The 18,333-nt window shown below is 52.6% G+C and carries 15 protein-coding genes; 3 read left to right on the forward strand and 12 right to left on the reverse strand.

Translation table 11 applies throughout. From position 1 onward, the window contains the following. Nucleotides 1-138: 138 nt before the first annotated feature. The 3 genes from gap to NFR57_RS07915 all read right to left on the reverse strand — a co-directional run bounded on the left by gap (nt 139) and on the right by NFR57_RS07915 (nt 3,049). Complete coding sequence (gene gap / locus NFR57_RS07905) at nt 139-1,209, reverse strand: type I glyceraldehyde-3-phosphate dehydrogenase (RefSeq protein WP_251183301.1); 1,071 nt, start codon at nt 1,207-1,209, stop codon at nt 139-141. A gap of 137 nt (nt 1,210-1,346) precedes the next feature. Then, complete coding sequence (locus NFR57_RS07910) at nt 1,347-1,922, reverse strand: YcxB family protein (protein WP_251183302.1); 576 nt, start codon at nt 1,920-1,922, stop codon at nt 1,347-1,349. An 11-nt stretch (nt 1,923-1,933) separates the two neighbouring features. Then, complete coding sequence (locus tag NFR57_RS07915; protein ID WP_251183303.1) at nt 1,934-3,049, reverse strand: aminopeptidase; 1,116 nt, start codon at nt 3,047-3,049, stop codon at nt 1,934-1,936. A gap of 133 nt (nt 3,050-3,182) precedes the next feature. On the opposite strand from NFR57_RS07915, the gene fba reads away from it, so the two are divergent. Then, nucleotides 3,183-4,112, forward strand: a complete 930-nt coding sequence (gene fba / locus NFR57_RS07920) for a class II fructose-1,6-bisphosphate aldolase (RefSeq protein WP_251183304.1) — start codon at nt 3,183-3,185, stop codon at nt 4,110-4,112. A 109-nt stretch (nt 4,113-4,221) separates the two neighbouring features. Here the strand turns inward: fba and NFR57_RS07925 are convergent, their stop codons facing one another. The 6 genes from NFR57_RS07925 to murB form a co-directional block, all read right to left on the reverse strand. Beyond that, nucleotides 4,222-4,464, reverse strand: a complete 243-nt coding sequence (locus NFR57_RS07925) for a helix-turn-helix domain-containing protein (RefSeq protein ID WP_251183305.1) — start codon at nt 4,462-4,464, stop codon at nt 4,222-4,224. 133 nt (nt 4,465-4,597) lie between these two features. After that, nucleotides 4,598-5,557, reverse strand: a complete 960-nt coding sequence (pfkA, locus tag NFR57_RS07930) for a 6-phosphofructokinase (RefSeq protein ID WP_251183306.1) — start codon at nt 5,555-5,557, stop codon at nt 4,598-4,600. Between the two features lie 183 nt (nt 5,558-5,740). Further along, the gene (locus NFR57_RS07935; protein ID WP_251183307.1) at nt 5,741-9,331 is read right to left on the reverse strand and encodes a DNA polymerase III subunit alpha; all 3,591 of its coding nucleotides are present in this window, start codon (nt 9,329-9,331) and stop codon (nt 5,741-5,743) included. Beyond that, the gene (gene whiA / locus NFR57_RS07940) at nt 9,328-10,284 is read right to left on the reverse strand and encodes a DNA-binding protein WhiA (protein ID WP_251183308.1); all 957 of its coding nucleotides are present in this window, start codon (nt 10,282-10,284) and stop codon (nt 9,328-9,330) included. Before whiA ends, NFR57_RS07935 begins: the two co-directional genes overlap by 4 nt. After that, nucleotides 10,271-11,131: a PHP domain-containing protein gene (locus NFR57_RS07945; protein WP_251183309.1), complete on the reverse strand. Its 861-nt coding sequence runs from the start codon at nt 11,129-11,131 to the stop codon at nt 10,271-10,273. Before NFR57_RS07945 ends, whiA begins: the two co-directional genes overlap by 14 nt. Further along, entirely contained in the window at nt 11,076-11,948 is an 873-nt protein-coding gene (murB, locus tag NFR57_RS07950) for a UDP-N-acetylmuramate dehydrogenase (protein ID WP_251183310.1), read from the reverse strand. Before murB ends, NFR57_RS07945 begins: the two co-directional genes overlap by 56 nt. A gap of 123 nt (nt 11,949-12,071) precedes the next feature. Between murB and NFR57_RS07955 the strand changes: the two genes are divergently transcribed. Next, nucleotides 12,072-13,022 (forward strand): Fic family protein, encoded by a 951-nt coding sequence (locus tag NFR57_RS07955; protein WP_251183311.1) that lies wholly within the window; start codon nt 12,072-12,074, stop codon nt 13,020-13,022. Nucleotides 13,023-13,046: 24 nt separating this feature from the next. Continuing rightward, nucleotides 13,047-13,904 carry a diacylglycerol/lipid kinase family protein gene (locus NFR57_RS07960; protein ID WP_251183312.1) on the forward strand — a complete coding sequence of 286 codons (858 nt, stop codon included), beginning with the start codon at nt 13,047-13,049 and terminating at the stop codon, nt 13,902-13,904. Nucleotides 13,905-14,031: 127 nt separating this feature from the next. Here NFR57_RS07960 and hprK read toward each other — a convergent pair whose 3' ends face one another. From hprK to NFR57_RS07975, 3 genes are read right to left on the reverse strand one after another with little or no spacing between them, the layout of a single operon-like run. Further along, nucleotides 14,032-15,066: an HPr(Ser) kinase/phosphatase gene (hprK, locus tag NFR57_RS07965; RefSeq protein ID WP_251183313.1), complete on the reverse strand. Its 1,035-nt coding sequence runs from the start codon at nt 15,064-15,066 to the stop codon at nt 14,032-14,034. Beyond that, nucleotides 15,059-17,749, reverse strand: a complete 2,691-nt coding sequence (gene uvrC / locus NFR57_RS07970; RefSeq protein ID WP_251183314.1) for an excinuclease ABC subunit UvrC — start codon at nt 17,747-17,749, stop codon at nt 15,059-15,061. Before uvrC ends, hprK begins: the two co-directional genes overlap by 8 nt. Beyond that, nucleotides 17,746-18,333 (reverse strand): epoxyqueuosine reductase QueH, encoded by a 588-nt coding sequence (locus NFR57_RS07975; protein WP_251183315.1) that lies wholly within the window; start codon nt 18,331-18,333, stop codon nt 17,746-17,748. Before NFR57_RS07975 ends, uvrC begins: the two co-directional genes overlap by 4 nt.

Below are 18,333 nucleotides of genomic sequence, written 5' to 3' on the forward strand. Positions count from 1 at the left end.
GAGGACTTTTTTTGTCTATCCCCATAGCTAAAGCTCTATGATGCCCACTGGCATAGCCAGTGGTTAAATTCACTAACAAAAAACTCCCGCAACGAAAATTGCGAGAGCTTTTTTGATTTGCAGTTATTAAGCCGTTAATTAAAGTTCGGCGAAGTATTTGATGGTTCTGACCATCTGGCTGGTGTACGAATTTTCGTTGTCGTACCACGAAACAACCTGAACTTCGTAGAGGTCGTCGGCGATCTTGGAAACCATGGTCTGCGTGGAGTCGAACAAACTGCCGTAACGCATGCCGATAACGTCGGACGAAACAATGGGATCCTCGTTGTAGCCGTAAGATTCGGAAGCGGCTTTCTTCATAGCGGCGTTGATGCCGTCTTTGGTCACGTCCTTGCCCTTAACGACAGCGGTAAGGATAGTCGTCGAGCCGGTCGTAACGGGAACGCGCTGTGCCGATCCGATGAGCTTGCCGTTGAGTTCGGGGATAACCAAGCCGATAGCTTTTGCCGCGCCCGTCGAGTTGGGAACAATGTTCGCCGCGCCCGCGCGCGCACGACGCATATCGCCTTTGCGGTGCGGTCCGTCGAGGATCATTTGGTCGCCGGTGTAAGCGTGAATCGTGCTCATGATACCCGATTGGATAGGCGCATAATCGTTAAGCGCTTTCGCCATGGGAGCGAGGCAGTTGGTCGTGCAGGACGCCGCGGAAATGACCTGATCGTCTTTCGTGAGCGTTTTTTCGTTTACGCCGTAAACAACGGTTTTGAGGTCGTTGCCCGCGGGAGCGGAAATAACGACTTTCTTTGCGCCGGCATTGACGTGCGCCATCGATTTTTCTTTCGAGCAGTAGAAGCCCGTACATTCGAGCACAACGTCCACGCCGAGCTTGCCCCAAGGCAGATCCTGCGCTTTGGGCATTGCGTATATCGTAATCTCTTTGCCGTCAACGGTGATCGATCCGTTTACTTTAACGGTCTTGCCGTCCTCTTCGTAAACGGGTTCTTTGGACGAAACGGTGTGCGCGCCTTCGCCTATTTTGCCGCAGTAGCCGCCTTGCGCGGTGTCGTACTTCAACAAGTTGGCGAGCATTGCAGGGCTGGTAAGGTCGTTGATAGCGACAATTTCATAGCCCTTTGCGCCGAACATCTGTCTGAACGCCAAGCGTCCGATACGTCCGAAACCGTTGATTGCAACTTTTACGTTTGCCATAAATATTTAAACCTCCGAGTTTTGTTTATTACGTTTTTATCGATTTCTCGCGGCGGATTCAGTTTTGTTTTACTCCCGCGATTAACCTTTTGAATTATACCACTTTGGCGGCGATACGTCAAGTATTTTTATAACTTTCAATCTTTTGCATTATCGCCGTCGTCGACGGGATTTTCGCCGTCCGCATCGCCGTTGCCGTCGCTTTCGGTCGCGGCGTAAGGATTGACCAAGCCGCCGCGCCGAGCGCTTAAAAACTTATTGAGTTCGGGCAACGTCTGCCCGCTTGCGATTGCGTTCTTTATCATGAGCGCAACGTCTTTGCCCGTGTAAACGAGCAAGTATTGCTTTTTATCGCGCACTTCCGTGACCGACGCGAACGGGATTTTTACGTCCTCGCTCGGCGATTGCACGGCTATGCCGTTTTCGTCTATTGAAACAGTCAAGTCGTCGTCGCTCGGTTTAATCGCGCTTACTACAAAGTTTTTGGGCGCGATTAACAACATTATCGAACACAGCAACAGTATGCCGCCGAGCACAAGCAATATTATGCCGAGCACGAACATCAGTTTGCTCGGAGCCAGTACGACGGCAATCACGCCGACGGTTAAGCCGACGACCGCTACCGCCAAGTACAGCACGAAATAAAAAAGCATGAATTTTTTGTTTATCGCTTTAATATCGCCGTCGGTTATTTTATAATTCAGTTGAAACATCGCACCCTCGCTTATTTCAAGTTTTCGGGGTTGAGGCAATCGAGTTCGGGCAAGACGAACCGCCCGTCGTCGCGTATAAGCACGCCGTCGAAGTAAATCTTGCCGCCGCCGACAGCGGGCGTTTGGCGCAAAACCAAGTCCCAGTGCACTGCGGAAATATTGCCGTTATACGCGTCGTCGTAACAGCACCCCGGGGTGAAGTGTATCGACCCGCAAATCTTTTCGTCGAACAGAATATCGCCTATCGCTTCCGTGATGAACGGGTTTACGCCGATTGCGAACTCACCCACGTATTTCGCGCCGTCGTCGGTATCGAAAATAGCGTCGGACTTGGCTTTGTCCGAACTGTCAGACTGTATAATTTTGCCGTCTTTAAACGTCAGCTTGACCCAGTCGAACCGCGTGCCGTTGTACACGGTGGGCGTGTTGTAGGTAATAACGCCGTTTACCGAATTCTTGACGGGCGCGGTGTAAACTTCGCCGTCGGGAATATTCATGTGTCCCGAGCACTTAACGGCGGGAATATCTTTAATGGAGAACGTCAAGTCCGTGCCGTTTGCGACAAGCCGAACTTTGTCGGTCTTGTTCATGAGCGCGGCGAGCGCGTCCATGGCTTTGTCCATTTTGGAATAGTCGAGGTTGCATACATTAAAATAGTGATCCTCGAACTGTTCGGTTGACATGCCCGCAAGCTGCGCCATCGACGGCGAAGGATAGCGCAAAACAACCCAGCGCGTTTTTTTAACGCGGATTTCGTGATGCACGGGGTGCGAATATATGCTCATGAATTTATCCATGCGCTCGGACGGCACGCCCGCGTTTTCGTAAGCGTTGTCACTGCCGCGCAGCCCTATATAGCAGTCCATTTCGGACATGACAGCCGCGTCGAGCTTGCTCCAAAGCGTAAGCTGTTCGTCGGTCGCGCCCTTTAACAGTTGCGCGCGCACGCGCGTATCGATATTGGTAACAAACGCCTGCGCGCCCGCCGCGTACACCGCTTTTATAAGTTCCGTTACGAGCGGATACGGCACGTCAAACGCTTCGATAAGCACTTTGTCGCCCTTTTTTGCCGCCACGGAATAATTTACAAGATTGTGTGCGAGTTTAACTATTCTTTCGTCTTTCATTAACGCCTCCGTTTTTCCTTTTTATATTGTAATTCTTTTTGCGGAAAAAGTCAATAAAACAGTAGTCAAATCTTTTGCAATGTGGTATAATGTCCAAAGAAACAAAATGTTTTTTTGGAGGTAATAAAACATTATGCCGTTAGTAACAACCAAGGACATGTTCGCAAAAGCGTATGAGGGCGGATATGCAATAGGCGCGTTCAACATTAACAACATGGAAACGATACAGGGTATTGTCGAAGCGGGCAAGCTCGAAAAAGCCCCGCTCATTCTTCAAGTGTCGTCCAGCGCCATCAAGTACGCCAACCCCATTTATCTTACGAAAATGGTTCAGGCCGCCGTCGAAGATTCGGGCTTGCCTATCTGCTTGCACCTCGACCACGGCAGCTCTTACGACCTTTGCGTTGACGTTATAAAGGCAGGATTTACTTCCGTCATGATCGACGCGTCGTCGCACCCGCTCGCCGAAAACATCAAAATCACGTCGCAGGTCGTCAAGTACGCGCACGATCACGGCGTTGTTGTAGAAGCCGAGCTCGGCAGACTTGCGGGCGTTGAGGACAATGTTAAAGTGTCCGAATCGGACGCGCTTTATACCGACCCGGAGGAAGCGGCGGAATTCGTCGCCAAGACGGGCGTTGACTCGCTCGCCATCGCAATAGGCACCAGTCACGGCGCGTTCAAGTTTAAGGGCGAAGCAAAACTGCGTTTCGATATTCTCGAAAAAGTTTCGCAACTTTTGCCCAAGTTCCCTATCGTATTGCACGGCGCAAGCTCCGTTCTCCCCGACTATGTAAAAATGGTCAACGATTTCGGCGGTGCAATGCCCGGCGCGAAAGGTATTCCCGAAGAAATGTTGCGCAAAGCCGCGTCCATGGCGGTCTGCAAAATAAACGTCGATTCCGACTTGCGCCTCGCCTTCACCGCCGCCGTGCGTAAGCACTTTGCGGAGAACCCCGCGCACTTCGACCCCCGCCAGTACCTCGGCGACGGCAGAGCGCTCGTCACAGAGTGCGTGCGCCAGAAACTCGTCAACGTACTCGGTTGCGCAGGCAAAGCGTAATAATAAACGTATTTATCGCGTAACAGCGTGTAAAAACGGGCAGTTCCCCAAACAAAGGAATTGCCCGTTTTCTCTTGCCTATTGTTTAACTTTGCTTATAGCGCTAATTCTATTCTATGTCGAGGTTTGCCAAATCGAATACGGGACTGTCGAAAAATTCGGAAATAGTTACTCCGAGTTCCCGTATTATAAGAGCCATAGTTTTGAAATTAGACGCTTTTGTCTTTGCATGCAAAATATAGTTTACAGTACTCGGATATAAACCCGTTCTCTGCCCTAATTTGTATTGAGTTATTTTCTTTTCCTTTAAAAGTTCTTTAACTCTTGCCGCAAAGGCTTCGTTTAACGTCATGATGTTTACTCCATTCGATAATTACTCATTACAGTTTATCATAAAAATTAAAATAAATAAACAGTATATTAAAAATAATTTACAGATAAAAAACCGAGAGCACAACTCTCGATTTTTGTTTCTAATATTAAATTTATTTGCCGACAATGAGCGCGGTTTCGTACAACTCGTTGTCGAAATGCTTTTTCATTGCGCAACCCTCGACAATATCCATGTCGTAGAACTTGTGGTTCTTTATGCCGACTATTCGGTTGCCTATGCCCTGTTTTAACAGTTTTACGGCATGCACGCCGAAACACGTGCCGAGGTATCTGTCGCGGCACGACGGACTTCCGCCGCGTTGGACGTGACCGAGTCGCGTGGATTTGACCACCATTTCGGTGCGCGCCGACAGTTCGGCTTTAAGCTCGTCGGCATGCCCTGCGCCCTCCGCAAGCACGATAATGCCGCTTGTCTTGCCGTGTTCCATGCCGCCGCCCAAGGTCTTTACGATTTGGTCGATAGTGAGTTTATGTTCGGGCACGATAATAACTTCCGCGCCGCCGCAAAGCCCCGTATACAACGCCAAGTCGCCGCAGTTTCTGCCCATGACCTCGATTATAGACACGCGCTCGTGCGAACTCATTGTGTCGCGTATTTTGTTAATGGCGTCGAGAATAGTATTGCACGCAGTGTCAAAGCCGAGCGTATAATCGGTATACGCGAGGTCGTTATCTATCGTCCCCGGAATACCTATAGACGGGAAGCCTTTGTCAGTCATAGCTTTCGCGCCCATGAACGATCCGTCGCCGCCTATTACGATAAGCCCTTCCACGCCGCGAGCGCGCAGGTTTTCAATCGCCTTTTGCTGACCCTCTTGCGTCTTGAATTCGGGACAACGCGCGGTCTTTAATATCGTGCCGCCGCGGTGGATTATGTCCGACACGCTCCGCATATTCATGGGAACGAACAGGTCGTCGATAAGCCCTTGAAGTCCGCGCTCTACGCCCATGACTTCCATGCCCATATCCAAGCCGTAACGCACCACCGCGCGGATTGCCGCGTTCATGCCGGGGGCGTCGCCGCCGCTCGTAAGTACAGCTATTTTTTTCATTGCTTTCACCTCGAATAATTATCCGTGAAATCACAATCGCGGATTGTTGTACGGGTTAAGGTTCGGCGCGGATTACGCAATTCGTTGCGCCGTAACTTTTCCGTTTATATATTATAGCACAACGCCGTCCGAAAATAAAGAGTTTTAAATCGCATTTTTATATATTTTTCAACCGACAAAACGTCACTCGTTGGACTGTTCTTTGACGTTGGCGCTGCCGAGCACGGCGCAAAGCTCGCTCCTTGACAGATTGTCTATGACGAATTTGTCGCTCAACCTGTACAGCTTGCCGTCGTCGGTATTCTTGACGTACAGATAATCCCTGCCCGTGCCGTAAGCCGCGGCAATTTCTTTTACTTCGTTCAGCTTTGCCGTATCGGACAATGACAGATAGCAACAAATTTTGGCGGCGAACGCGTCCGCCTCGTCGAACGGTTTAATATCGTCAACGTACAGCGAAATGCCGTTGTCGTTCTGCTTAACGGTGCCCGTTATCGCGACGACGGTATCTTTTACCCACAAATGCCGTATACGCTCATACGACTTGTTAAACGCCAAAACTTCGACGGTTCCGTAAAGATCTTCGAGCACCGCCGTGCCCATGGGGTTGCCCTTTTTGGTCAGTTTGTTCACCGTTGCGGTGAGCATGCCGCCTATCGTTATTTTTGAATCGAACGGCGGGCAGTCGGGCAGTTCGGGATTGAGCATGGACGTGTTGTATTTAAACTGCTTGAGCTTGTCTATATACGCCGACAGCGGGTGCCCCGACAGATATACGCCTGCAACCTCTTTTTCGCGCTTGTATTTTTCGTTGGGCGAATACTCGTCCACTTCGGGATATATATACTCCGTTTTGATTTCCGGCGCAATGTCGAACAGCGACATTTGTCCGCTCATCTTTGCGCTTCGCTCTTTTGCTACCCTGTCCATAACGCTCGGGAACGCGGCGATAAGCACGGCGCGCTTTTTGCCGAAACAGTCGAACGCGCCCGCAAAAATAAGCGATTCCACCATGCGACGGTTTATAAGGCTTTTGCCCGTTCCGTCTTCCATGCGGCTGACAAACTCCACAAAATCCTTATACTCGCCGTTGCGTTCGCGCTCCTCGACAATCTTGTTTATAACGGGTACGCCCACGCCTTTTATCGCGCCCATGCCTATGCGTATACAGCCGTCCTCGACGGAGTACTCCGCGCCCGACTTGTTGACGCTGGGCGGCAGAACGGTTATTTTAGCCTCTTTGATGTACGACAGGTAGTGCGTAAGCTCGTCCAGCTTGTTTATGCGGTTGTTAAGAACAGCCGTAAAATACTCGACGGGATAGTAGCATTTTAGGTACGCTGTTTGATACGTGACGTGCGCGTAAGCCGCGGCGTGCGACTTGTTAAAGCCGTAACTCGCAAACTTGATAAGCATGTCGTAAATTTCGTTCGCAACGTTTTCGGGCACGCCGTTGGCGACCGCGCCGTTAATCTTGTTGCCCGTCTTTTTATCCACGCCTCCGCCCACAAAAACCTTGCGTTCGGCTTCCATAGCCTCATGCTTCTTTTTGCTCATCATGCGACGAATATTATCCGCGCCGCCCATGGAATAGCCCGCCAGCGTGCGCACAACGTCCATAACCTGTTCTTGATAAACTATTATGCCGTAAGTTACGCCGAGTATCGGCTTCATCAACGGGTGTTGATATTTGATTTTATCGGGCGCTTTTTTGTTCTTAATAAAGTCGGGGATAGCGTCCATAGGACCGGGGCGATACAGCGATATTCCGGCTATTACGTCTTCCAGACAGGACGGTTGCAGTTCGCGCATAAACCCTTTCATGCCGCCCGATTCCAGTTGGAACACCGCCTCCGTGTTGCCGCTGCCTATAAGCTCATACACTTTGGGATCGTCGTAACCGAGCTTGACAAAATCGATTTCCGCGCCGCTCGTCTGCTTGATGTAGTCGGTCGCTTTTTTTATGTCGGTGAGAGTTGTAAGACCGAGGAAGTCCATTTTGAGCAAGCCCAACTCCTCGTCCACAATCATGTCGTACTGCGTGACGATGACGTCTTCGTTTGTGCGCGACAGCGGAACGTGCTCGGCTATCGGGTCGCGGCAGATGATAACGCCCGCCGCGTGCATGCCTATCTGTCGCGGCATGCCCTCTATCTTTTCCGCCATGTCCAGCACGCGCCGCGCGGTCTTGTCGTTGTTGTACAACTCAATCATTTCGGGCACGCCGGGAATAGGCTTGCCCTCTTTGTCCACGCCTCTGCCGAGCAAATCTTTGATGTGCATTTTTTCGGAGCCGCGCGGGATCATTTTTGTTATGTTGTTTACTTCGGAGAACGGCAAGTCGAACACGCGCCCTACATCTTTAATAGCCGCCTTGGTCGCCATGGTGCCGAACGTCGCAATTTGCGAAACGTTGCTTTTGCCGTATTTTTCGGTAACGTAGTCTATGACTTCGCCCCTGCGATCGACGCAAAAGTCAATATCGAAGTCGGGGTTGCTTACGCGCTCGGGGTTAAGAAACCGCTCGAATATAAGCGCGTATTTAAGCGGGTCTATCTTGGTTATGCCGATAGCGTAAGCGACAATACTGCCCGCGCCGCTACCTCGACCCAGCCCGACGGGTATGCCCTGACTCTCGGCGTAATGAATAAAATCCCATACGATAAGGAAGTAATCGACAAACCGCAACCGCTCGATAATGCCTAATTCGTATTCGGCGCGCTGTTTGACTTCGTCGGTAATTTCGCCGTACCTCACCTTTAATCCGTCGAACGTGAGTTTGCGCAAATACTCGTCGGAGCTCATGCCGTCGGGCGGAGTGTACGACGGCAGCAGCGGCTCTTTCTTTATAAAGTACGGATCGCACTTGTCGGCGATTTCGAGCGAAACGTCCAATGCGTCCTCGTAAGGCAGAGCGGAATACATCTCGTCGTAATTCTTAATGTAAAATTCTTCGGTCGGGAAATACTTATCGTCGCCCACACTCTCGCTCGACATGTTCTCCCCGCTCGCGCCGTCGTCGTCGTTTTCGAGCGTCGAGTGAAAAGAAATTGCCATAAGCACTTTTTGCATTTTTGCGTCGGCTTTGGTCAAATAATGCGCGTCGTTGGTGGCGACTATCTTAACGCCGTTTTCGTTGGCAAGCCGTATAAGGTGCGGCAGTACGACTTTTTGTTCGGCAATATTGTGGTTTTGAATTTCTATATAAAAATCCTCGCCGAACACGCCCTTGAATTTTTTAATCCAACCGTCGGCGGCGGCGAAGTCCTTTTTGAGTATCGCCTGCGGAATAACGCCCGCTACGCACGCGGATAGGCACACAAGCCCCTCGCTGTGCGATTTAATCATATCGAAGTCAACGCGCGGCTTGTAATACATGCCCTCGGTGTACCCTGCCGAAACGATTTTAATCAGGTTGTGATATCCCGTGCCGTCCTTTGCAAGCAGGATTAAATGGTTGAGCTTGGGCGGCGCGCCGTTAAGCCCCTTTTCTTTGACGTGCATGTTTTCGGTCATGTACACTTCGCACCCGACAATAGGTTTAACCTTAAACGGGCGGCGCTCTTTCATGAACGTCAAAAAGTCCGCGTCCTTGTCGGTGTACTTAACTGCGGCTTTCAAAAACTCGATAGTCCCGTACATATTGCCGTGATCGGTCATGGCGATAGCGGGTATATTAAGCTCGTCGCACAGCTTGAAAACCTTGTCCGTGCGCACCGCGCCGTCAAGCAGTGAAAATTCGGTATGAACATGCAAATGCGCAAAAGGCTTCATTTATCGTCATCTCCTTTATCGGCGCCCGACGTTCTGTTACGTTCGAGCTTTTTGGCGACGCTTACAATCTTATCGTATCTGTGCTTTAATCCCGACTTGGATATGCCGAGTTCGTAAGCGAGTTCGCCGAGCGACAGGTCGGGCGAATTGATACGCGCGTCCGCCGCCTCTACAAGTTTGGGATCGAGCACGTCCAGCCCGACCGTTTTGTCTATAAGCTCGATAGCTTTTACAACGTCCACCGCGGCGTTGGTCGTGCGCGTCATGTTGGCTATATCGCAGTTGTTGCGGCGGTTTACGTCCTTTTTCATGGACAGCGTCACGACAGTGCCCATAATGCGCAAAACCGTTTTGTCGGCGCGCATGAGAGCAAGACAGTTGCTCACGTTTTCGCTGTCCTTTGCGTAAACGACATACTTGTCCGCGCGCTCCATCTTGTGCACCTTTACGTCGTGCCGCGCAAGCAATTCTGTAAGCTCGTCCGCAAGGCTCTCGCTGACCAGCGAAAATTCGAGGTGATACCCCCCGCCGCCCTTGCGGCTGTCCGACCCGTCTGCCTCGCGCACCGACAAACTGCCGCAACCCAAAAACATGCCGCGAACATACGCCGAACCGTAATCGTAAAACCTTTCGGGTATGCCCGTCAACTCGAACCCGTCGCCGTCGGGCTTGAAAATTCCGAGCATGCGCAACAGCTTTTCGCAGTCGGCGTACATGAGCGCGCCGTCATTTGACTTGGGTCGAATTTTATAACTGTTCATCATTATGGGCGTTATAAAATCGCGCACGAAATCCGTTTGACAGTCCAAGCCCAAAAGCAATCCGTCCGCCGCGTTGATTGTAAGCGACAGGCACGACCGCACAAACCCCGACAGCAACGCTTCGCGTTCCTCGGGCTTTAACCGCGCCTCGGTGATTTCGCGCTTTACGTCCGCGCCGCTAATCGTTGACATGACTGTCCTCCGTCGCGCCCGCGCCGCCGTCGGCTTTATTTTTTTCGGCACGCGCCGCCTTGAAGTTGGCGGAACGGAAATCGGGCAACCGTTCCCAGTTGGCAATAAGTTCGTAAGGCACGCCGCAATCTTTAATGTACTTTTCGCCGAGCGTCATTTTGCCCACGTCGTCGGCATTGTGCGCGTCCGAATTGCAAATAAACTCCACGCCGCAAGCCGCCATTTGTTTGATTTCCGCGTCGGTAAGACTTTTATGTCTGCCGTTGAGCTCTATATACACGCCGCGCTCGTGCGCGTACTTTGCCACCTCCACCGCGTCGGCGATAATGCCGCGATTGAGATGTCCTATAAAATCTATCGGGTATTCGTCAATCATGCGTTTGTACGCCTGCGTGTTGTACTCTTTAATCTTGCGCTTGGGCAAGAATTTGAATATGACGTTGCGCGACCAAAACCGCACGTTTTTAGCGAGCGTAGGCGCGCCGATAAACGCATGATATCCGCCCTGAACGATTTGCAGTTCGGACAGAATATCCTGCGGACAGGCTATGAACGGCGTAACGTCGGCACTCTTGCCGCACCGCGGATCGAGGTTGTTTTCCAGCCCCGCGTAGATCTTAACGCCCGTGAGTTTTTCCGCTTCCGCGCAGTCCGCTTTGAGCCGAGCAAACGCGTCAGCGCCCTCTACGCCGTAAACGTGCGTAAACCCGTGATCGGTTATCGCCAGTTCTTTAAGCCCGCGCCGCGCCGCGGTTTGGGCGTTTTGCAAAACGCTACCTTTGGCATGGAGCTTATCGCCCTTTCTGCTGTATGTCGTATGCGTGTGGTAGTCGCCCCAAAACGCCATTCTTAAATCCTCCGACGTAAATAATTTCCTCTTTCGCTTCTATGCCTCGCGCTTCGAGTTCGCCTTTCATAATGCGAATAAGCCCGCAAACGTCGTCCGCCGTCGCGTCGCCCGTATTAACTATGATATTGGCGTGCACGGGCGAAATAACCGCGCCGCCGTTGCGTAAACCTTTCAGTCCCGCGCCGTCCAACACCTTGCCGACCGAAATGCCCGACGGATTTTTAAATACCGAACCCGCGCTCTTGCCAGACGGCTGTTTGCTTCTGCGCCGTTCCGTGTACTCGCCGCACCGCGCGAGCGTGACCGCCGCACTGATTTTATCGAGCAGAAACGCCGCGGCGATAACTACGTCGTCGTCCGCAATCGCGCTGTGCCTGTACGAAAAGCCGAGTTCGCCTCGACCGAGCCGCACGACCGCGCCGCCGCGCAAAACGTCCGCGTACAACAGCCTGTCGGATATTGCGCCGCCGAACGCGCCCGCGTTCATGCGCACCGCGCCGCCGACCGATCCGGGGATACCTATCGCCCACTCCAAGCCCGACAGCCCGCACCGCGCCGCCGCCGACGACACAGAAGCAAGACACGCGCCCGACCCCGCTACAACAAGATCGCCGTTAAACACAATATCGTCGTAACGGTTGATAACCGCGTCGCCGTCGTAACCGTCGTCCGACACGAGAACGTTCGACCCTCTGCCCAGCACGAGCGCGTCGGGCGCGAGGTCGATAAGTTCGCTCCGCGACCGTGCAACCGATATTCGGCGCGCGCGCCCGCCTATGCCGAACGTGGTGTAAGCGCTTAAACTATCACGCATATATTCTACTCCGTTTTGAAATTTTTTTCAATAGTTTACGGCAAGAATTTAAAATTTTCCCGATCGAGCGTATTTTTGCGCAAAATCTTGCAAAAACGTCCGAGCCGTGATATAATATAGAATATGGAACTTTTCGAGGCGAACAGAATACTTCGCACCGTCAAAGCCGCGATTGCCGCGGACGGGTACAAACTCCCGTCGTCCGCGGAAACCGACGGGCTTATGATGTTGCTGGGCAAGCTCGACGCCGAAAAATACCTCGCGCCAAAAATAAAACACGCGCGCGCGCAAGACCAAGCGTCGCCGTCGTTCGACCGCGCGTATAAATACGTCGCGTTTTTTCGCGCGTTGCAAATGTCGCAAACCGACCTGCCCAACCCCGTGACCGCAATGTCGGTAATGCTGTTGCACAAAGCGTTGTTCGGCGACTTCGACCGCAATGCGGGCAAACTGCGCACCGAGGACGCGAGCACGGACGGCAACGCCCACACCGACCCCAAATACATATCCGGCTCGTTAAAGTCGATAATAGCCAAAATAAACGAAATCGACTGCGCGCCGTCATCCGCGCGCGACGACTTTGCGGGCTACTTATCACATTATATGCGCGAACTTCTTATATTGCACCCGTTCGAGCGCGGCTCGGAATTTACCGTGCGCATATTTATAATGCTGTTTTGCAAAATAAAGGGCTTTACGCTCGTGCTGTCGCGCGTGCCCGCGTCCGCAGTGACCGCGGCGGAGAGCGCGGCGTTCACCCAAGACGACGTCACGCCCTTGTACAGACTGTTTGCGGAATGTCTGTCTTACGACCACAAAACGGAAACGATCAAACGCGTCGCGCCGCGCACAAGACGGGAGATCGACAAGGACTTGTGCCGCCCGCCCCGCCCCGCGACCAACGCGCCCGCAGTGTGCGAACCGCAACGCGGTAAATCCCCCGCCAAAAAATCGGGCGGGCTGACCGACGACGAAGTGCTTAAACGCGCTGTGCGATTGCAACAAAAAATATCCAGACTCAACGAACAGCTGACGGAACTGATACAACCGCTCAAATCGAGCGAAGAAAAATAACCCGCGCTACAACATCGGAGAAATATGGAAATTATAGCCAACAAAAGCAGTGGGAAAGGCAACGGCGCAAAATGCCTCGCCGCGGCAACCGCGTATCTCGACCAACGCGGTATTCCCTACAACATACACACAACCGAACGCACAGGTCACGGCAAAGCTATTGCGCAAAGCCTTTGCGCTAACGGTGCGGACGTAATAGTCGCGCTCGGCGGCGACGGAACGTTCCACGAAGTGCTTAATGGCATGGACTTTGAAAAGGCGCGCATGGGTCTTATCCCCGCGGGCAGAGGCAACGACTTTGCCATAGGCACAAAGGCGGCGGCGCTCGACCCGGTAAAAGCCATTGCCGATATAGTGAACGGCGCGCCCAAAACCCTCGACTACATTCAGGTCGGCGACAAACGCTGTCTAAACGTCGTCGGCACGGGGCTGGACGTAGAAGTGCTGTTAAAAACGGCAAGAAGCAAAAACAAACTGTCTTACGTTGCGTCGCTGTTCCGCTGTCTGTTGCGGTTTAAACCCTACCCCGTCGAAGTGACGACAAACGGCGAAACGCAAAAGTTCGACTGCATAATGGTCGGCGTATGCAACGGTACGCAAATTGGCGGAGGAATAAAGTTATCCCCGATAAGCGTCGCCGACGACGGGAAGCTGGATATTCTGATAATGGAAAAACCCAAGCGTACGCCCACGGTGCTTGTAATGCCCAAGTTCGTAAAAGGCAAACACATGGGCAAACCGTACACTCACCATATAGTGTGCGAAAGCGTAAAAGTGACCACGCCCGCGCCGTTACAGCTCGACGGCGAAATATATTACGACCTGCCGTTTGACGCGCACGTCGTCAAAGGCGGAGTCAAAACCTTCGCGCCGATTGAATAATATTAACGAAACGCCGCGACGCTCCGTGTTTTGCGTTTATTAAACGCGTAATTGAAACTAATCTTTATAACATAAAAGGCTCGCACAATCGAGCCTTTTACATTGCGATTTATAATCCGTAGTGTATTTAATTCTTTTTGAAATTTCCTCTCAACCGCTCGTTAAGCTCGTCGGTCGCAGAGTACCCGAAGTCGCTCAATCGGTGAGTGCGCGCCGCCGCTTCGAGGATAACGGCAAGGTTTCGCCCCGGCTTGACGGGCACCGTGTACTTGGGAATTTTCACGCCGAAAATCGAATAATAGTCCTCGGAGTTGCCCAGTCTGTTATACTGCGCCTTGTCGTCCCACGCTTCAAGACGAACGACCATGTCAATGGATTTTACAAGCCGCACCGCGCCCGCGCCGTACATGGCTCTAATGTCTATAATGCCGATGCCGCGCACTTCCATAAAGTTGCGTATCATATCGGGGCAAGTGCCGTTAAGTTTATCGCCGACGCGAGTAATTGTAACGGCGTCATCCGCGACAAGCCGATGTCCGCGCTCTATAAGCGACAGCGCGGTTTCGCTCTTACCTATTCCCGACTCGCCTATAACAAGCACGCCCACGCCGTACAAATCCATAAGCACGCCGTGTATGGTCTGCGACGGCGCAAGCAGTTCGTTAAGATACAGCGACAGGCTGTTGACAAACATTGTGGTACGCTGTTTGGAGCGGAACAGTATGCGGTTATACTTGCGCACCGCGTCGAGCAGTTCGTCGCACGGCGGGTGTGCCGACGTTATTATGAGGCAAGGAATAGGCTTTTTCAACAGCGACTCGCACGCGGTTTTGCGCGCGTCGTGCGTCATCTGTTGCAAGTACGCCATTTCCATTTCGCCTATAACCTGCACGCGTTCCGCCGAAAAATGCTTGTAATAGCCCGCGAGCTGTAACCCCGGGCGGCTAATATTAAACGTGCAAAAATGGATTGTTTGATTGTCGCCGCTGTACAGAATTTCAAGGTTCATGCGCCGCGCAAACTCCGCAACGTTCACGTCCGCTTCCGCTTCTTCTATCTCCGCGTCGTTCACGCCCGTTTTACTCTCGGGCGCGAGTACGTCATCGTCGCCGTCCGTTTGGGCTTGCGAATATTGCGTTCCGTCTGTTCTCTTTTTAGGCATAATCCTCTCCTTGTAAATCGTTGTTCAAACAATGTTTTTCTATGGTTTTTGCCACGCCGTCGGCATTGTTCGTCGGCGCGACCTCGTCCGCGAGCGTCTTTATCGCGTCGCGCGCGTTGCCCATCGCCACGCCCAGCCCCGCGGCTTTGAGCATAGGCACGTCGTTAAAGCTGTCGCCGAACGCCATAACTTCCGACATGGGTACGCCGTAAAAGTCGGCGACGCTTTTAAGCCCTTTGCCCTTGTCCGCGCCTGCGGAAATGCACTCAATCATTGCAGGCTCAAAGCTGTCGCCCGGTTTTTTCATGCGCGCGAGCAACGGCGCGGTGGACTGTATAAAGTTCAGTTCGGGAAATTCCGCGACAAGCGCCGCGGTAAGCGATTGAACTTTGGGTTCGTCGAGTATGAGTATTACTTTAATTATAGGCGTTCGGACGGTCTGCGCATACTCCGCCATGTCGCCCACTTCCCGCGGCGTGACCTTTATCGCCGCAAAGTAGTTGTCGGTCATTTCGTCGGATTGGGCTATCGCCACGCCGTCGCCGTCGTACATTTGCATCATCTTGCAATGCGGCGCGGCAAACTTTAACAGCCTCGCCGCAACCAAGTTCGGCATGTCCGTTACTTGCGCCGCTTTAAGATCCGCCGTGTTCACGGTCACACAGCCCAAATGACAAACCGCCATGACGGGGTGAACGTCCAGTTTAAGCGGCTTGACGTACTGCGCAAGACTGATAGGACTGCGCCCGGTCGCAACGGTGAATATCCCGCCCGCCGCACGGTATCTGTCAATAACGTCCAGCGTGTAATCGGACACGGTAAGTTCGTCATTGAGCAACGTTCCGTCGAGATCGACCGCAACAAGTTTATATTTAAGCGCGGTCGCCGTCTGCGAGGTCGGATGATAGTACGCGTATATATTGGCGGCGGCTTTCTTGGCAATTCCCGCTTTTTGCGCTATCTCGTCCGCACTCGCCTCGACAATGGTATGCGTATTAAAAACGTTAAGCACTTTTTTAACCGTGCTCGCGCCCACGCCGTCAATGCCTTTTAACTCGCTTTCGTACCGCCGCGACCGCAATGTGCGGTGATATAGCACCGCAAACCTGTGCGCCTCGTCGCGCACACGCTGTAACAATCGCAGTCCGTAATCGTCGCGGTTGAGCTTAACGGGTTCGCGGTTGCCGCGCAAATATATTTCCTCGTCGCGCTTGGCAAGCCCGACCATGGGCACCTTTACGCCCACGTCGTCCGCCGCTCGAGAGGCAAACTCCACCTGTTCCGCGCCGCCGTCTATAACTATAAGGTCGGGCAGTTCGTTAAATCCCGCGTCGCCGTTTTTATAACGGATAAACCTGCGCGACAGCGTTTCGTACATGGAACGAAAATCGTCCGCGCCCTCGACGGTTCGTATTCGATAGCGGCGATATTGCGCCTTGTCCGCCTTGCCGTCTATAAACACGACGCCCGACGCGACCTTGTCCGCGCCCGAAATATTGGAAATATCGTAACACTCGATGCGCCGCGCGCTCGGCAAGCCGAACACCGCTTTAAGCCGCTCGCACGCGCCCAACGTCATATCCGCGTCGCGCTTCACTCTGTCCGCGCTCTTTAACAAAAAGTCGGAACAGTTGCGAGCCGCCGTGTCGAGCAGTTTTTTGCGCATGCCCTTTTGCGGAAAAGTTATCGCGGGGCGCTTGGAAAACACAGACGTAAAATATTCGATAAGCGCCGTAACGTCGCGCTCGGACTGTAAACATATTTCGTCGGGAAGCTCGTTAGTCATGGAGTAATACTGCGGCAAAAATGTCGTCATGTCGCCGCCGAACATCTGCGGCTCGTTAATGATGTAGTTTTTTACGCCCATCATTTTCCCGCCGCGCACTATGCACACGCTGACCGCGCCGTACAACCCGTTATCTGTGTAAAAGAACGCGTCTATATTCGCGACCTTTCCCAACTCGCTAACAATCTTGCTTTTTAAATTGTCGAGCACGCGCAGTTGATTTCTGTACGAAATAGCGCGCTCGAAGTTCTCTTTTTCGGCGGCTTCGGACATCTTTTGCGTTATGATGCCCGAAATATCGTCGCCACCGCCCGATAGGAACGTCATTGCGCCGTTTATCGCCCGCAAATACTCCGCCCTGTCGCAACGCTCGCAACACGGCGCAAGGCACAAATCGATGTCATGATTGAGGCACGGGCGCGCGCGTTTTTTCAGCTTGCCCGAGCAAGTGCGTATGCGGAAAACCGACTGCAAAACGGAAATCACGTCGCGCACGGACACGCCGATAAACGGTCCGAAGTATCGCGCGCCGTCGCGCTTGACCCGCCGCGTGATTTCGATAGTCGGATATTCCGCGCGCGGATCTATGCGGATATACGGGCTTGTCTTGTCGTCTTTGAGCAGTATGTTGTAGTGCGGCTTGTACTTCTTTATGAGGTTATTTTCAAGCGCGAGCGCATCCTTTTCGGTGCGCGTTATTATATAATCAAAGTCGGCAATGTTATCCACCATCGCCTGCACTTTAACGGGTTTTTCGGTGTGCTGGAAATACTGCCTGACGCGGTTTTTAAGCACAACCGCTTTGCCGACGTATATCACCTGCCCCGACGCATCGCGCATAATGTACACCCCCGGGGTGTCGGGCAGGTCTTTCAGCTTGTCGGAAATGTTGCTCATATCGCACCGCCCGAAGCCGCAGCTTGCGCCCGCACCGAAGCCAAAGAATATTCGCAACCGCAAAAGTTTTGACGGTAGATGCCGAGTTCGCGCGCCAGTCGACACGATAAAAGAAACCCGTCGCGCTTTTTAAAATCGCGCGGCAAAAACGGCGCGCCGTCATTAAATCCGTCGGCGAGCGAAAACATAAGTTTGCTGTTTTTATGCGGACTGACAGTAAGCGTCGTAGTGTACGCGTCGAACCCGTTGTCGCGCGCATACAAAGCCGAAGCGCGCAAGCGATCGTCCATGCACAACGCGCACCGCTCCCCGCCCTCACGATCGGACGCGCGCGCATAAGCGTAAGACAGATAAGAACTATAATCGTGCGGCGGAACGATAACGGACAAACCGTAATACGAAGCAACGTCGTTGAGTGCGGCAAGCCGCAAATCGAACTCGCCGTCGATTATGCACGGATTGTAAAAGAACAAAGTAACGCGCGCCCCGTCGGCAAGCAACGGAGCGATTGCGCCTAAACTGCACGGACCGCAGCACGCGTGCAAAAGGATTTTTTTGTCTTTTATATCGTCGGTGTAGAACAT

The organism is Anaerocaecibacter muris (assembly GCF_943192945.1).
Taxonomy (GTDB): Bacteria; Bacillota; Clostridia; order Christensenellales; family Pumilibacteraceae; genus Anaerocaecibacter; species Anaerocaecibacter muris.

Bases quoted from the DNA above. Each gene is read 5' to 3' on its own strand.
- pfkA (WP_251183306.1), bottom strand. From the start codon at position 5,557: ATGAAAAAAATAGCTGTACTTACGAGCGGCGGCGACGCCCCCGGCATG.
- NFR57_RS07915 (WP_251183303.1), bottom strand. From the start codon at position 3,049: ATGAAAGACGAAAGAATAGTTAAACTCGCACACAATCTTGTAAATTAT.
- uvrC (WP_251183314.1), bottom strand. From the start codon at position 17,749: ATGAGCAACATTTCCGACAAGCTGAAAGACCTGCCCGACACCCCGGGG.
- NFR57_RS07935 (WP_251183307.1), bottom strand. From the start codon at position 9,331: ATGAAGCCTTTTGCGCATTTGCATGTTCATACCGAATTTTCACTGCTT.
- fba (WP_251183304.1), top strand. From the start codon at position 3,183: ATGCCGTTAGTAACAACCAAGGACATGTTCGCAAAAGCGTATGAGGGC.
- NFR57_RS07925 (WP_251183305.1), bottom strand. From the start codon at position 4,464: ATGACGTTAAACGAAGCCTTTGCGGCAAGAGTTAAAGAACTTTTAAAG.
- hprK (WP_251183313.1), bottom strand. From the start codon at position 15,066: ATGCCTAAAAAGAGAACAGACGGAACGCAATATTCGCAAGCCCAAACG.
- gap (WP_251183301.1), bottom strand. From the start codon at position 1,209: ATGGCAAACGTAAAAGTTGCAATCAACGGTTTCGGACGTATCGGACGC.
- NFR57_RS07960 (WP_251183312.1), top strand. From the start codon at position 13,047: ATGGAAATTATAGCCAACAAAAGCAGTGGGAAAGGCAACGGCGCAAAA.
- NFR57_RS07975 (WP_251183315.1), bottom strand. From the start codon at position 18,333: ATGTTCTACACCGACGATATAAAAGACAAAAAAATCCTTTTGCACGCG.
- NFR57_RS07955 (WP_251183311.1), top strand. From the start codon at position 12,072: ATGGAACTTTTCGAGGCGAACAGAATACTTCGCACCGTCAAAGCCGCG.
- whiA (WP_251183308.1), bottom strand. From the start codon at position 10,284: ATGTCAACGATTAGCGGCGCGGACGTAAAGCGCGAAATCACCGAGGCG.
- NFR57_RS07910 (WP_251183302.1), bottom strand. From the start codon at position 1,922: ATGTTTCAACTGAATTATAAAATAACCGACGGCGATATTAAAGCGATA.
- NFR57_RS07945 (WP_251183309.1), bottom strand. From the start codon at position 11,131: ATGGCGTTTTGGGGCGACTACCACACGCATACGACATACAGCAGAAAG.
- murB (WP_251183310.1), bottom strand. From the start codon at position 11,948: ATGCGTGATAGTTTAAGCGCTTACACCACGTTCGGCATAGGCGGGCGC.